The sequence below is a fragment of the Collinsella aerofaciens ATCC 25986 genome, from assembly GCF_010509075.1.
Taxonomy (GTDB): domain Bacteria; phylum Actinomycetota; class Coriobacteriia; order Coriobacteriales; family Coriobacteriaceae; genus Collinsella; species Collinsella aerofaciens.
In genome coordinates, this window is record NZ_CP048433.1 from 1,184,964 (window position 1) to 1,200,157 (window position 15,194).

Here is a 15,194-nt window from a genome sequence, read left to right on the forward strand (position 1 = left end):
TGCGGCAAATTTTGAACTTGCTGAGCGCACAAGGGTTTTGCGATATTAAACCAGCAGGTAGAGCGCTTGAGCATATGCGGTGTGGTCGACCCATCAAGCTTTTGACGCATACTTCCGAAATCGCGCCTCAAAATGATCCGTTTTCCTCCGTCCCCAACGGACCAACGGAACGCAACAGGTTGAGCATACGCAAGCGAGCGGCCCCCAGAGCGTACAAGGTGGCATGAAAAAGGCAGGGCATTGACCTTTTGGTCATGCCCTGCCTTTTGAATGACAGATTGTAGCTCTGGGGGCCGCGCAGCGACGGAGGTCGCCGCCGTTCGTTAGAACGGCGGAACTAGTTACTCCTCGTCGTTGTCCTTGGCCTCTTCGGCGTCGTCGGTGTCCACGAGCTGGTTGAGCAGCTCGTCGAGGGAAGCCATGTCCTCGTTGATGGCACCGTTGGCGGGAGTCTTCTTGTCGTCGATCGGGGCGCCCAGGAGCTCCTCGTCGGCGTCGGCGTGATGCGTCGGCGCGGCGGAGGTGCCCAGCAGGATGTCGTCCGGACCGTCGGGGCTAAAGACCATCTGCAGCAGCTGCGAGAGGTCTTCCTCGTCGGCAACGTCGTCGTTGTTCTCGAGGATGTAGAGCAGGTCGTGGGCCTCCAGGCCGTCACGGAGCTCCTCGATCGCCTTGGCACCGATGCCATCGATGCGCAGCAGATCCTCCTCGGACTTGCCGACCAGGTCGCCGACCGTCTCGATGCCGACCTCGCTGAACTTGTTGGTCCAGCGCTGCGACACGCCCAGGTCGTCGAACAGGTACAGACGAGCCTTCTCGGCGGAGATGGTGTGGCCGTTGCGGGTGAACGAACCGTCAGCACCACCGAACTCGTCGTAGCCGGCCCAGTCGAGCTGCTGCGGGAGCTGCTCGTCCAGGTCCTTGAGCTCAACCGGAGCCCACTCGGGCAGCGACTTGGCGTTGGGCGAAGCCGGGCCGTCGATGTCCACGTAGCCGTCGGCCGTACGATACGTCAGCTTGGCGTTGGCGTACGGCTTGAGGCCGGTACCGGCCGGGATCTTCTTACCGACGATGACGTTGGACTTAAGGTCGAGCAGGTGGTCGACCTTGCCCTCGATGGCAGCCTCGGTAAGGACGCCGGCGGTACGGATGAACGAAGCGCTCGACAGCCAGGAGTCGATGTTGGACGCGACCTTGAGCGTACCCAGGATGACGGGCTCGGCCACAGGAGCCTGACCGCCCAGACGGGCAACGCGCTCGACCTCGTCGGCGAACTCGTAGCGGTCGACGTACTGACCAAGCAGGTACTTGGAGTCACCGGGGTTGGTGATCTGAACGCGACGCAGCATCTGACGTGCGAGCACCTCGATGTGCTTGTCGTTCAGGTCGACGCCCTGGCTGGTGTAGACGTCCTTGACGCTCTCGACGAAGGTGTGCATCGTCGACTCGATGTCGGTCAGCTTGCGCAGGTTGCGGAAGTTGACGAAGCCCTTGGTGATCTGGTCACCGGCGCGAACCTCGCAGCCGTCCTCGATCTCGGGCATAAAGCGCACCGAAGCGGGGACGCGACGCTCGTCGAGGACACGGGTGTGATCCTCGGAGTCGGTGAGCGTCAGCACGTACTCGGACTTCTCGGGCTTAATCGAGAGGTGGCCAGAGTACGGAGCCAGCTCGGCCTCGCGACCCAGGATCTTCTCGTTGACGTTGCCGACGATATCGAACATACGGCTGACCGTAGGCAGACCCTGCGTAATATCGTCGACGCCAGCGACGCCGCCGGAGTGAATGGTACGCATCGTAAGCTGCGTACCGGGCTCGCCGATGGACTGGGCGGCAATAATGCCGACCGCGGTACCGATGGCGACCGGACGACGGGTGGAAAGATCCCAGCCGTAGCACTTCTGGCACACGCCGTACTTGGAGCGGCAGGTGAGCAGCGCGCGAAGCTTGACCTTCTTGAGGCCCGCATCGACCATCTTCTGGATGTCGGCGACCTTCTCGATGTAGCCGTCCTGTTCAAAGAGCACGGTGCCATCGGGAGCCACGACGTCCTCAATGAAGCAACGGCCGACGAGGTCGGTGTTGAGGTCAGTGGTGCCGGGGATGATGAGGTTGTAGGTGACGCCCTCGTGCGTACCGCAGTCCTCCTCGCGGACGATGACGTCCTGGGCCACGTCGACCAGACGACGGGTCAGGTAACCAGAGTCCGAGGTGTGGGATGCGGTATCGACCAGGCCCTTACGGGCGCCGTAGGTCGAAATGAAGTACTCGAGCGGCAGCAGGCCCTCGCGGAAGTTCGCCTTAATGGGAAGGTCGATCGTCTCGCCGGACATGTCTGCCATCAGGCCACGCATGCCGCCGAGCTGACGCAGCTGGGTCTTAGAACCACGGGCGCCGGAGTCGGCCATCATGTACAGCGGGTTCTCCTCGTCGAACATGTCGAGCATGAGCGCTGCGACCTTGTCGGTACAAGCGGTCCACTCGTTAACGACTTCGATGTGGCGCTCCGTCTCGTTGATGAAGCCCTCCTCGAAGTACTCGTTGATCTGGTCGACGTTGGCCTGGGCGCGATCGAGCAGCTCCTGCTTCTCGGCAGGGATGAGAGCGTCCCACACCGAGATGGTGAGGCCGGCGCGGGTAGCGTAGTGGAAGCCAGAGTACTTGATGGCGTCGAGGATCGGGCCGACCTTGGCCTCGGGGTAACGATCGCAGCAGTCGGCAACCAGCTTGGCCACGTCGCCCTTGACCATCTTGTAGTTCATGAACTCATAGTCTTCGGGCAGGCACTGGCGGTTGAAGATGATGCGGCCGATGGAGGTCTCGAAGCGCGCGGTCTTGTTGCCGGTGACGTCGTAGTCGACAAACTCGTTCTTGCCGTTCTTAACGCGGAAGATACGGGTGCCGTCCTCGTTGATGACATTGGCGTCGGCAGCGGACACGCGGACCTGAATCTTGGCCTGCATGTCGACCTCGGAGCGGCAGTCATAGGCGTGCAGCGCGTCGTCGAAGCTGGCGAACACATGGTTCTCGCCCGGCAGACCGTCGCGGACCTGGGTGAGGTAGTACACACCGATGATCATGTCCTGCGAGGGGATGTTGACCGGCTTGCCGGATGCCGGCGAGCGCAGGTTGTTCGCAGAGAGCATGAGCACGCGGGCCTCGGCCTGAGCCTGGCTGGACAGCGGCACGTGGACAGACATCTGGTCGCCGTCGAAGTCGGCGTTGAAGGGCGAGCAGACCAGCGGGTGCAGGTGGATAGCCTTGCCCTCGACCAGCACCGGCTCAAAGGCCTGGATGGACAGACGGTGCAGGGTCGGTGCACGGTTGAGCAGCACGACGCGGCCGTCGATGACCTCTTCGAGGATATCCCACACAAAGGTGGCACCGCGGTCGATAGCGCGCTTGGCGCCCTTGATGTTCTCGACCTTGCCAAGCTCGACCAGGCGCTTCATGACGAAGGGCTTGAAGAGCTCCAGCGCCATGGTCTTGGGCAGACCGCACTGGTGCAGCAGCAGCTTGGGGTCGGTAACGATTACCGAACGGCCGGAGTAGTCGACACGCTTGCCCAGCAGGTTCTGACGGAAACGACCCTGCTTGCCCTTGAGGGCCTCGGCGAGCGACTTGAGCGGGCGACCGCCACGGCCAGAGACCGGGCGACCACGACGGCCGTTGTCGAACAGGGCGTCCACGGACTCCTGGAGCATGCGCTTCTCGTTATTCACGATGATCGCAGGGGCGTCCAGGTCGAGCAGGCGCTTGAGTCGGTTGTTACGGTTGATCACGCGACGGTACAGGTCGTTGAGGTCGGACGCGGCGAAACGGCCACCGTCAAGCTGGACCATCGGGCGCAAATCGGGCGGAATGACCGGAATGACGTCCAGGATCATGTTCGCGGGGCTGTTGCCGCCCTTCAGGAAGGCGTCAACGACCTCGAGGCGCTTAACGGCCTTCTCGCGCTTCTGCTTCTGGGAGTCCTCGTCGGCGATGATGGCCTTGAGCTTCTCGGCCTCGGAGGGGAGGTCGATGGCAGCGAGCAGGTCGCGGACGGCCTCGGCACCCATGCCGCCCTTGAAGTACATCGAGTAGTAGCGGGTCATCTCGCGGAACAGCGGCTCATCGGAAATGAGGTCGCGCTCGCTGAGCTTCATGAAGGCGTTGAAGGCGTCCGTGCGGAGCTGCTTCTCGTCCTTGCACTCTTCCTCGATGTCGACGATGCCAGAGGCGATCTCCTCGGGGGTCAGCGGCTCCTCGTCGGAGAACTCGTCAAAGTTCTCGGGGTTGCCCTGCTCCTTGAGGGACTCGATCTGGCGGGCGCACTCGGCATCGATCTCTTCCAGATCGGCGGCGAGCTCCTCGCGCAGGTCGTCGGCGTCGGCCTCGCGAGCCTCGTAGTCAACCTCGGTGATGATGTAGCTGGCAAAGTACAGAACCTTCTCGAGGTCCTTGGACTTGATGTCGAGCATACGGCTCATCGGGAAGCTCGTGGGGCTCTTGAAGTACCAGATGTGGGACACGGGAGCGGCGAGCTCGATGTGGCCCATGCGGTCGCGACGCACCTTGGCCGAGGTGACCTCGACGCCGCAGCGCTCGCAGACGATGCCCTTAAAGCGGATGCCCTTGTACTTGCCGCAGGAGCACTCCCAGTCCTTGGCGGGACCGAAGATCTTCTCGCAGAACAGGCCGTCCTTCTCGGGCTTGAGGGTACGGTAATTGATGGTCTCCGGCTTCTTGACCTCACCGTGCGACCAGGAACGGATCTGGTCGGCGGAGGCAAGGGAGATCTTTACCGAGTCAAAATCAGTAGCTTCGAAATCTGCCACAGTCAACTACTCCTTATCAGTGGTCGTGGCGGCGACAGCCTCGGGTGCCTCGGCGGTCTCGGCATCCTCGGCCTCGACGTCGGCGTCAACGCCGGCGAGCGCAGCCAGGTCGTCGAGAGCAGAGGTCTCCTCGGCGGTCACAGGGGCGGAGGCGTCCTCGTCGGCATCGTGCATGGGCTCGATGTCCAGTGCGAGGGAGCGAATCTCCTTGACGAGAACCTTGAAGGACTCGGGGATACCCGGGACAGGAACGTTCTCGCCCTTGACGATGGACTCGTAGGTCTTGACACGGCCCACGGTATCGTCGGACTTGACGGTCAGGATCTCCTGCAGGACGTTGGAAGCACCGTAAGCGTACAGTGCCCAAACTTCCATCTCGCCGAAGCGCTGGCCGCCGAACTGAGCCTTGCCGCCCAGAGGCTGCTGGGTAACCAGGCTGTAAGGGCCGGTCGAACGGGCGTGGATCTTGTCGTCGACCATGTGGCCGAGCTTGAGGATGTAGGACGTACCCACGGTAATGGGCTCGCGGAACTCCTCGCCGGTGCGGCCGTCGAACAGGCGGGTCTTGCCGCGCTCGTCAAGCTGGGTGACGAACTCGGGGCGCATGTGATCGCCAAAGGCAGCGGTAGCCTTGTTGAGCATGTTCTTGTTGGCACGACGGATGACCTCGGCGATCTCGTCCTCCTTGGCGCCGTCGAAGACGGGCGTGGCGGTGAAGAACGGACCGGGGACGTACTTGTCGGAGTCGGCCTGCTCGGTATCCCAACCGCACGCAGCAGCCCAGCCAAGGTGGCACTCGAGCAGCTGGCCGACGTTCATACGCGAAGGAACGCCCAGCGGGTTGAGGATAACGTCGATCGGGGTACCGTCAGCCATGTAGGGCATGTCCTCGACCGGCAGAACGTTGCAGATAACACCCTTGTTGCCGTGGCGGCCGGCGATCTTATCGCCCTGCTGGATCTTACGACGCTGGGCGACGTAGACGCGCACCTGCTCGTTGACGCCGGGGGCCAGGTCGTCGCCGTTCTCGCGGCTAAAGCGGACGACGTCGATGACGCGGCCGTAAGCGCCGTGAGGCATCTTAAGGGAGGTGTCGCGGACGTCGTGGGCCTTGGCACCGAAGATGGCGCGCAGCAGGCGCTCCTCGGCGGTCAGAGCGCTCTCGCCCTTAGGCGTGACCTTGCCGACCAAGATGTCGCCAGGGCCGACCTCGGCGCCGATGCGGATGATGCCGTCCTCGTCGAGGTTGGCAAGCATGTCCTCGGAGAGGTTCGGGATCTCGCGGGTGATCTCCTCGGGGCCGAGCTTGGTGTCGCGGGCGTCGATCTCGTGACGGGTGATGTTGATGGTCGTCAGCAGGTCCTCGGCCACCAGGCGCTCGGACACGACGATACCGTCCTCGTAGTTAAAGCCTTCCCACGGCATGTAGGCCACGGTGAGGTTCTGACCCAGTGCGAGCTCGCCGTGATCGGTCGAAGGACCGTCGGCCAGAGGCTCGCCCTGCTCAACGGTGTCACCAACGCGAACGAGCGGACGGTGGTTGATGCAGGTGGACTGGTTGGAGCGCTGGTACTTGGCCAGGTGGTACTCGTCCATGCCGCCGGCATGCTTGACGATGATCTTGGCGGCGTCGGCAAAGATGACCTCGCCGGCGTTCTTGGCCAGGGTGACCTCGCCGGAGTCCAGAGCGGCGCGACGCTCCATGCCGGTACCGACATAGGGAGCGGCGGGGTGAACCAGCGGCACGGCCTGACGCTGCATGTTGGCGCCCATCAGCGTACGCTTGGCGTCATCGTGCTCAAGGAACGGGATCAGCGTGGCTGCGACGGAGAGCATCTGACGCGGCGAGACGTCCATGTAGTCGACGTCCTCGACGGGCACGTCGGCGGGAGCGCCGAAGGAGCCGTCGAAGTCGCGGGTACGGGCGATCACGGTGTGCGGACGGACGATCTTACCCTCGGCATCGGTCGTGATGAACTCGTTGGTCTTGGGATCGAGCGGCGTGTTGGCCGGCGCGATGACGTGCTTCTCTTCCTCGTCAGCGGTCATCCAGTCGATCTGATCGGTGGCAACGCCGTTCTCGACGCGACGGAACGGGGCCTCGATGAAGCCATACTCGTTGACGCGGGCGTAGAGGGCGAGCGAGCCGATCAGGCCGATGTTGGGGCCTTCGGGGGTCTCGATCGGGCACATGCGGCTGTAGTGCGAATTGTGAACGTCGCGGACGGCCGTCGGCACGTTGGTGCGGCGGCTGGAGCCGGACTTGTGGCCGGCAAGACCACCAGGGCCGAGTGCGGACAGACGGCGCTTGTGGGTCAGACCGGTCAGGGGGTTCGCCTGGTCCATGAACTGCGAGAGCTGAGAGGAACCGAAGAACTCCTTGATGGAGGCCACGATCGGGCGGATGTTGATGAGCGACTGTGGGGTGATCTCGTCGATGTCCTGGGAGCTCATGCGCTCGCGGACGACGCGCTCCATACGGCTCATGCCGATACGGAACTGGTTGGCGACGAGCTCGCCGACGGTGCGGATACGGCGGTTACCGAAGTGGTCGATGTCGTCAACCTTGAAGCCCTGCTCGCCGGCAGCGAGGGACAGCAGGTAGCGCAGCGTCGCGACGATATCCTCGTCGGTGAGCACCGTGACCTCTTCCTCGGTGGTGAGGTTGAGCTTCTTGTTGACCTTGTAACGACCGACGCGGGCCAGATCATAGCGCTGCGGGTTAAAGAGCAGGCCCTCGAGCAGGCTGCGGGAAGCATCCACGGTGGGAGGCTCGCCCGGACGCAGGCGACGGTAGATCTCGATGAGGGCGTCCTCGCGAGTGAGGGCGGTGTCGCGCTCCAGGGTGCGCTTGATCACATCGGAGTTGCCGAGCAGCTCGATGATGTCGTCGTTGGTGACGGCGATGCCAAGGGCGCGCAGGAACATCGTGGCGCTCTGCTTGCGCTTACGGTCGATGGAGACCATGAGCTGGTCGCGCTTGTCGACCTCAAACTCAAGCCAGGCACCGCGGGACGGGATGATCTGGGCCTTGTAGATCTGCTTGCCCGAATCCATCTCGGAGCTGTAGTACACGCCCGGGGAGCGGACGAGCTGCGAGACGACGATACGCTCGGTACCGTTGATGATGAAGGTGCCCTGATCGGTCATCATGGGGAAGTCGCCCATGAAGACGAGCTGCTCCTTGATCTCGCCGGTCTCCTTGTTGGTGAGACGGACGTCGGTCAGAAGCGGAGCCTGATAGGTCATATCCTTCTCGCGGCACTCCTCGACGGTGTGCGCGGGGTCGCCGAACTGATGCTCGCCGAAGGTAACCTCGAGAACATGGTTCTGGCTCTGGATGGGGCTGGATTCCTTGAACGCCTCACGAAGGCCCTCGTCCTTAAAACGCTCAAAGGATTCCCTTTGAACAGAGATAAGGTTGGGGAGCTCCATGGCCTCCGGGATTTTCCCGAAGCTGACGCGCTTGCGCTCAGTGGCAGTGTATGCGTAGGTCACCAGGTTTTTCCTCCTTCACGGAAATGCTCGGTGGGTTGGCGAGGCATAGCTTCGCCAGTTATCGCAACCTAATAGTTTATCAGGTACCGACCGTTGGGCAAGAAAAGCCTTGACGCGATTGAGTTTTTGGAGTAGCAAAGTTTTTCGACAGAAAATGCGCAGGTAGATAGGTGTGTATCGAACACCTGTTCATATATTTTCTGTGAACAGAGAGTCGGCAATCGCAGCTCTTATAAAAAACGGGTGCAGACCGAAGTCTGCACCCGTAAATGTCGATGCCCGAAGGCTTATTTGCGCATCAAACCGCCGCGCTCGTCGATGGCGTCCCAGAATGCGCCGGCAAAGCGAGGATCGCTTGCAGCCATGAGGGCGTTGGTGGCCATCCAGCCAGACGGGGTGCCGGTGTCGTAGCCCGACAGCGGGTCGATGACGACGGCATACATGGCCTCGCGATCGAGCGAGCGGGCCATGGCGTCGGTGAGCTGGATCTCGCCGCCCTTGCCGGCCTGCTGATCGGCGAGCAGGTCCATGACCAGCGGGCTCAGCAGATAACGACCGACGATGTACAGGTTGGACGGAGCCGCCTCGGGAGCGGGCTTCTCGACCAGACCGCCGATGCGCCAAACGGCACCGGGCTCGTCGTCGGCAGCATTCTCAAAGCCCTCGAGCGAGCCAACGCGATCGCCGGCGATGACGCCATAGCGGCTGACTTCCTCGGGAGCGCACGCGGCAACGGCGATAACCGAAGCGCCACCGTGCTCCTTGGAGACGGCCAGCATCTTGTCGCAGATGTCGCGGTTGGGCACAACGTAGTCGCCCAGAAGAACCAGGAAGTTCTCCCCTGCCACAGCATCGGCGGCAGAGCGAATGGCGTGACCGAGGCCCTTGGGCTCGTACTGATAACGGAAGTCGACCGGCATACCGCCCGCATGGGCGACGGCGTCGGCGTAAGCATCCTTACCACGCTCGCGCAGCAGATTCTCGAGCGAACGATCGGGCTGGAAGTAGCTCAGCAGCTCGGGCTTACCGGGAGAGGTAACGATGATGGCGTCGTCGACCTCCTCGGGGTCGAGCGCCTCCTCGACGACATACTGGATGACCGGCTTGTCGAGCACCGGCAGCATCTCTTTGGGCGTGCACTTAGTGCCAGGCAGAAAACGCGTGCCAAGACCGGCGGCGGGGATGATTGCCTTCATGTTATTCAAGGATCCTTTCGCAGGCGCAGAATGCGCCCCATGCGTGCGGCACGGCGGCCGCAGACCAAATTGCGATACCGAAGTATCTTACCGCCGGAGACATACGTCACCGTAAGGCAAACGTAATTCTTCAGCAGGTCAACGCAAATTATTGCTCGAATGGTGCAATTTTACGCCCCAGCGGTAACGGGATTGGCACGGCGAAGACGGCAGTGTTCTGCGTGCCGAACAATGGGAATGAGGGGCCAAAACAAAAAAAGACGGGGCTCGCAATGCGAACCCCGTCTGCAAAGAAATCTGGCGAGAGAGCCTGATTACTTGAGGGTGACAGCAGCGCCAGCAGCCTCGAGCTTCTCCTTGGCAGCCTCGGCGTCCTCCTTCTTGGCACCCTCGAGAACAGCCTTGGGAGCGCCCTCGACGACCTCCTTGGCCTCCTTCAGGCCAAGGTTGGTGAGCTCACGGACGGCCTTGATGACCTGGATCTTGTTGTCGCCGAAGCCCTCGAGCACGACGTCAAACTCGGTCTTCTCCTCGGCCTCAGCAGCGCCAGCAGCGGGAGCGGCGACAACAGCGGCAGGAGCGGCGGCGGAAACGCCGAAGGTGTCCTCGATAGCCTTGACGAGCTCGGAAGCCTCGAGAAGGGTCATTTCCTTAAGAGCATCGATGATCTCATCGGTGGTAAGCTTAGCCATTTCTAAGTCCTTTCGGTTTCCGTGCGGATGCACGGAGATCAGTTAAAACACGGCGCGAATGCGCCAGGGGTGCGGCGTTGCCGCCGCGGGTGAAAACAGCGACTAGGCTGCCTTCTGCTCGGAGACCTGCTGGATCGAACGAGCGAGACCAGAGGAAACGCCGTTGACGCAGACAGCGATGTCGCGAGCGAAACCGGAGATGAGACCGGCGATCTGGCCGAGAAGCTGATCCTTGGTGGGCAGCTCGGCGATAGCCTTAACATCATCAGCGGAAACGGCCTTGCCGTCGGAGATACCGCCCTTGATCTCAAGGACGCCCTTGGACTTAGCGGAGAAGTCCTTAAGGGCCTTAGCGGCCTCGACCGGCTCGGACTCGTAGAACACATAAGCGACGGGGCCGGCGAGGATCTCGTCGAGCTCGGGCTGCTCCTGGTTCTTGAGAGCGATCTTGACCAGGTTGTTCTTGTAGACCTTCATCTCGGCGCCGCACTCGCGAAGCTGATGACGCAGCTCCTGAGCCTGCTTAACCGTCAGACCGTTGTAGTTGACGACGAACAGACCGGCGTTCTCGGCGATACGGGACTCGATCTCTGCAACCTTGTCGATTTTGTACTGCTGGGGCATGAATTACACCTCCTCGAATTCTTTCCGGGCACGGTCCGTCACAAGGACGTGACGGGGGCATGTCCAAAAAGAAAGCCCCCGCGCTGCATGAGCGACGGGGGCGAGAAGACATATCTACTCGACCACCTCGGCTGGCGGGATATCCCATTAAGCTCGCGGGCGATGCCCGTTTGCGCCGGCTGTCTCTGGCAGCGGATTCGTGCGTGAACCGAAAGTATTATGGCGGGGACCCCGGCGTCGGTCAACGGAAAACCGGGCTGCACACAATTCCACCATCCGGCACGCGCCGCCGAAGGCCAGGCGCAAGGTTTTCGCTCGGTCAAGTCCTGACTCGCACGAAGAGCACATTAAGTGCTCTTCGGCTCGTGCGGAATCTACGAAACCCTTGCGCCTGGCCTTCGGCGGCGCGTGCCTGCGTTGACTTTGGGCAGCCCGGGTTTTCGTTGGCTGACGCCCCCACTCATAATGCTTGGGTCGGTAGGCTGATGTGTTGCGTCCCGTTGGGCTATAGGGTTGACACGAAGTTGGACAGGCGGCGGAGACCTTCGTCCAGATTTTTGTCGGAGACGCAGTAGCTTAAGCGGACGTGGCCTTCGGTGCCGAAGCAGTCGCCCGGGACTAGGGCTATGTTTGCCTCTTTGATGGCTTTGATGCAGAAGTCTTCGCTGGTTAGGCCGAACTTTTTGATGCTCGGGAAAGTGTAGAAGGCTCCTGCGGGCTCTACTACGTCGAGGCCCATGGCGTCTAAGGCCGCGAGTACGCGTTCGCGACGGGCTCGGTAGACTTCGAGCATGGGGGTTGGGTCGACGGTCAGGGCTCGCGCTGCTGCGTCCATCTCAAATGAAACGGCACTCGATACTAGGTATTGGTGTGCTTTTGCGATCTCGGCGATGACGGGGGCTGCCGCTGCGAGCCAGCCCAGGCGCCAGCCGGTCATGGCCCAGGGCTTGGAGAAGCTCTCGATGACGACTGTCTGCTCGCGCAGCTCCGGGTGTCGCTGGGCGAAGCGCTCGTAGCCGTCCACATAGACGAGGCGGTTGTATACGTCGTCGCAGACTACGTAGATGCCCGCCTGCTCCGCCACGCGCGCCACGGCGTCGAGCGATGCCGCGTTAAGAATGCAGCCCGTGGGATTGTTGGGCGAGCAGATAACGATGGCCTTGGTCGCCGGGGTCACACAGGCGCGAAGCGCTTCCTCGTCAATCTGAAATTGCGCGGGCTCCGTATCCAAAAAGACTGTCTTGGCATGGTTAGCCACGACAATGCTCTCGTACAAACCAAAAGCCGGCGTAGGGATGATGACCTCGTCGCCGGGGTTGAGCATAGCCATGAATGTTGCCGACAGGGCCTCGGTCGCGCCGTCGGTCAGGATGACCTCGTCGGCCGAAAACGTAAGGTCCGCGTCCCCCATGTAGGCAGACAACGCCTCGCGCAGGGCGGGACGGCCGTTGTTGGGCGGATAGTGCGTGTCGCCGCGGTCGAGCGAGGCCGTCACCTCGGCGCTAATCACGTCGGGCGTGGGAAAATCGGGCTCGCCGAGCGCAAGCGCAATGCATCCCGGATGCTGGGCGGCGAGCGCGTTGATTCGGCGGATGCCGGAGGGCTTGAGCGTGGCAAGCGAGGTATTCATGGGCAGGCGCATAGCGTTCCTTTCGTAAGGGTTGCACTAGGATAGCGCGGCGGAGCGCCACCGGACGGTGTAACCTAAACGGAAACGGACTGGAAAGGAGATGGCATGGAGGTGACCGCGCGCGGCGATGTACCAAAAACACTGCATAACATCGCGTTTGTCAGTATTCCCGAGAGCGCCGATCTTGAGTTTTTGCTTTGGGACCTGCAGGATGCCATCGCCGCCTATGCTCAGCTTTCTGGCACGGCGCTCCCCCGCCCGATCGATTTGGAGGCGGATGATGCCGGTGCAGTCGATGGCATGGTGCTCGCTGTTGATGATGCATGTGATGATGAGGCTATGATCGCTGTCGAGGAGATACTCGATCGCTTTAAGAATACAGACGCGCGCGTCTATGTCGTCGTTCAGGCCCTGTCCAAAAACACCAAGCAGGCGGACGAAGCCCTCGACCGCCTATACCGGGCATGTATTCTACGTGACCTGCCATGGTGCGACGGCGTTGTCATCTGTGCTGGCAGCGGCATCGCAGCGCTTCGCCATTCCCCACGCATGGGCCTCTTGCGCCGACCATTTTCGGAAGCGATGGATAAGCTCGTGGGCGCCGTGCGCATGGGCTGCTCCATAGAGCATGCGCAGCTGCTTGGCGGTGGCAATGCCGAAAGCGTCGATGCCGACGGCATGGTGCGCGCCAAGCCCGCGCTGCCCGCACCGATCTGGCATGCCATCATGAAATGCCTCGGCACCCGCGCCCAACCAGATATCTAAATTACAGAGCGCCCCAATCAACGGCCTCGCGCCAGCGCTCGACAAGGCGTTCTAGGCGCCATGCCGCATTGGCGGGACTAGTCGACGGCAGAACGATGGCCGACAGCCCCGTGCGTTCTTGTAGATAGCGCTTGTAGAGCCGTCCTGCCGTGCCGCCGTTACAGACCACCTGCCCGATAGGAGCTGCACCGGTAATGCGCTCGACATGCGCCGGAACGACGTTTTTGATGCTCGCGTCGCTTGAGCCCTTGATGTCACAGCTCTCGATCACGTCCCACAGGGCCACACCGCCGTTGAGCAGCATAACCCGCTTGGCGGCAATCGAGGCGTCAAGCGTCGCGGGTTCGCCGCTCGCCAAAGAGTCTCCCTCGTTGGGCGGCACGGGCGCACCAAGGCACGCGGCCATCACGCGCCAAAAGCGGTTCTGCGGATTGCCATAGTAGAAGGCATTGGCACGCGAGAGCACCGAGGGAAACGACCCCAGCACCAAAACGCGCGAGTGCTCGTCAAACACGGGTTCAAACCCATGCTCAATATGTTGATAGCCCTCGTCCGGCGCGGCCACGAGCTAGGCCCTCAGCAGATAGCGCACCTCATAGGGTGCAAGCTCAAGGGCACCCGACAGCTCGACCGTGGGCGCATCGTCGGCAAGCAGGTCGACGAAGGAGCCGCTGAGTTCGCCAGCTCCAAAGGTGTAGGGCTCGTTCACGGCATTGACCGCCACGAACACCGTCGCATCGTCGCAGGCGCGCTCGAACAGCAGCTGCTTGTTCTGGATCACCACGTTGCGATAGGCACCGTAGTTGAGAGCACGGGCTGCCGCGTCGTTTGTCGAGCGCAGGTGCGCCAGCTGCGTGACAAATGCCGTCAGCTCGTTGGGCGCGGGCTCATCGAGCGCAGGACGTAGCGCCCAATCGCCATCGGGGCCGCCCTTTTCGCCGGCAATCCCCCACTCGCTGCCGTAGTAGACGCACGGAATGCCCGGCATACCAAAGAGCATGCCGTAGGCGGGGCGCAGGCAGGACTTGTCGGTAAGGATGCTCGCCAGGCGCGGCACGTCGTGGTTGTCGACAAACGACAGCAGATGCTTGCCGCGATAAATGCACCAGGGGTCGCCGCCAAACTGGCGATGAAGCGAGTGGGCAATCTCGAACATGTTGACCGAGTTAAAGCTGGAGTACAGGCCCTTGTAGCACTCGTAGTTGGTGCAGGAGTCGAGCATCTCGTCGTTGACGATCTGGTTGTAGTCGCCGTGGAGCGTCTCACCAATCAGCACAAAGTCGGGCTTGAGCTCACGGGTAAAAGTATGCAGGCGGCGCATAAAATCGCGATCGAGCATATAGGCGACGTCCAGGCGCAGACCGTCGACGCCAAAGACTTCGGTCCAGCGACGCACGGACTCAAGCAGGTAATCGACCACGGCGGGGTTTTGCAGGTTGAGCTTCACAAGCTCAAAATGGCCCTCCCAGCCCTCGTACCAAAAGCCGTCGCCGTAGCACGAGTCACCGTCAAAGCTGATGTGGAACCAGTCCTTGTACGGCGAATCCCACTTGCGCTCCTGCACATCACGGAAGGCCCAAAAGCCGCGACCGACGTGGTTGAAGACGGCATCGAGCACCACGCGGATGCCATGGACGTGCAGCGTCTCGCACACGGCGGCAAAGTCGGCGTCCCCACCCAGGCGACGGTCTATATGGCGCAGGCTGCGCGTGTCGTAGCCATGACTATCGGACTCGAGCGGCGGGTTGATGAGCACGGCGCCAACGCCGAGTTCCTGCAGGTAGTCGGCCCATTGGGCAATCTTCATGATGGGGGCATCGGGGCTAGCTGTGGCATCGGCGGCCTGGGCGAGCTCATTCTCGGCAACGGGGGCGGCGTTTTCGCGCGGAGCTCCGCAAAAGCCCAGCGGATAGATCTGATAGAACGTCGTCTCGTATGCCCACATAGCAACCTCCCGGTAAGCGCAACA

9 protein-coding genes are annotated in these 15,194 nt (G+C 62.0%); 1 reads left to right on the plus strand and 8 read right to left on the minus strand.

Annotated elements, in window-relative coordinates; translation table 11 throughout:
- Positions 1-341: 341 nt before the first annotated feature.
- The 6 genes from GXM19_RS05495 to GXM19_RS05520 form a co-directional block, all read right to left on the minus strand.
- The gene (locus GXM19_RS05495; RefSeq protein WP_172544926.1) at positions 342-4,820 is read right to left on the minus strand and encodes a DNA-directed RNA polymerase subunit beta'; all 4,479 of its coding nucleotides are present in this window, start codon (positions 4,818-4,820) and stop codon (positions 342-344) included.
- Between the two features lie 6 nt (positions 4,821-4,826).
- Positions 4,827-8,318 carry a DNA-directed RNA polymerase subunit beta gene (rpoB, locus tag GXM19_RS05500; protein WP_199408987.1) on the minus strand — a complete coding sequence of 1,164 codons (3,492 nt, stop codon included), beginning with the start codon at positions 8,316-8,318 and terminating at the stop codon, positions 4,827-4,829.
- Between the two features lie 287 nt (positions 8,319-8,605).
- A complete protein-coding gene (locus tag GXM19_RS05505) occupies positions 8,606-9,514 on the minus strand; it encodes a UTP--glucose-1-phosphate uridylyltransferase (RefSeq protein ID WP_006235006.1) in 909 nt (302 codons plus the stop codon).
- Between the two features lie 314 nt (positions 9,515-9,828).
- Positions 9,829-10,206 (minus strand): 50S ribosomal protein L7/L12, encoded by a 378-nt coding sequence (gene rplL / locus GXM19_RS05510; RefSeq protein WP_006235005.1) that lies wholly within the window; start codon positions 10,204-10,206, stop codon positions 9,829-9,831.
- A 102-nt stretch (positions 10,207-10,308) separates the two neighbouring features.
- Positions 10,309-10,830 (minus strand): 50S ribosomal protein L10, encoded by a 522-nt coding sequence (gene rplJ / locus GXM19_RS05515; protein ID WP_006235004.1) that lies wholly within the window; start codon positions 10,828-10,830, stop codon positions 10,309-10,311.
- A 505-nt stretch (positions 10,831-11,335) separates the two neighbouring features.
- Positions 11,336-12,472, minus strand: a complete 1,137-nt coding sequence (locus tag GXM19_RS05520) for a pyridoxal phosphate-dependent aminotransferase (RefSeq protein WP_006235003.1) — start codon at positions 12,470-12,472, stop codon at positions 11,336-11,338.
- A gap of 93 nt (positions 12,473-12,565) precedes the next feature.
- Between GXM19_RS05520 and GXM19_RS05525 the strand changes: the two genes are divergently transcribed.
- Positions 12,566-13,225: a hypothetical protein gene (locus GXM19_RS05525; protein WP_006235002.1), complete on the plus strand. Its 660-nt coding sequence runs from the start codon at positions 12,566-12,568 to the stop codon at positions 13,223-13,225.
- A gap of 1 nt (position 13,226) precedes the next feature.
- Here the strand turns inward: GXM19_RS05525 and GXM19_RS05530 are convergent, their stop codons facing one another.
- Both GXM19_RS05530 and GXM19_RS05535 read right to left on the minus strand, forming a co-directional pair.
- A complete protein-coding gene (locus GXM19_RS05530; RefSeq protein WP_040359013.1) occupies positions 13,227-13,790 on the minus strand; it encodes a DNA-deoxyinosine glycosylase in 564 nt (187 codons plus the stop codon).
- A gap of 3 nt (positions 13,791-13,793) precedes the next feature.
- Positions 13,794-15,170, minus strand: a complete 1,377-nt coding sequence (locus GXM19_RS05535) for an alpha-amylase family glycosyl hydrolase (RefSeq protein WP_006235000.1) — start codon at positions 15,168-15,170, stop codon at positions 13,794-13,796.
- Positions 15,171-15,194 lie beyond the last annotated feature (24 nt).

What these genes read in the sequence shown, in the direction of transcription:
- GXM19_RS05535 (WP_006235000.1), bottom strand. Translation starts at nt 15,170, where the DNA reads ATGTGGGCATACGAGACGACGTTCTATCAGATCTATCCGCTGGGCTTT.
- GXM19_RS05505 (WP_006235006.1), bottom strand. Translation starts at nt 9,514, where the DNA reads ATGAAGGCAATCATCCCCGCCGCCGGTCTTGGCACGCGTTTTCTGCCT.
- rplJ (WP_006235004.1), bottom strand. Translation starts at nt 10,830, where the DNA reads ATGCCCCAGCAGTACAAAATCGACAAGGTTGCAGAGATCGAGTCCCGT.
- GXM19_RS05525 (WP_006235002.1), top strand. Translation starts at nt 12,566, where the DNA reads ATGGAGGTGACCGCGCGCGGCGATGTACCAAAAACACTGCATAACATC.
- GXM19_RS05520 (WP_006235003.1), bottom strand. Translation starts at nt 12,472, where the DNA reads ATGCGCCTGCCCATGAATACCTCGCTTGCCACGCTCAAGCCCTCCGGC.
- rplL (WP_006235005.1), bottom strand. Translation starts at nt 10,206, where the DNA reads ATGGCTAAGCTTACCACCGATGAGATCATCGATGCTCTTAAGGAAATG.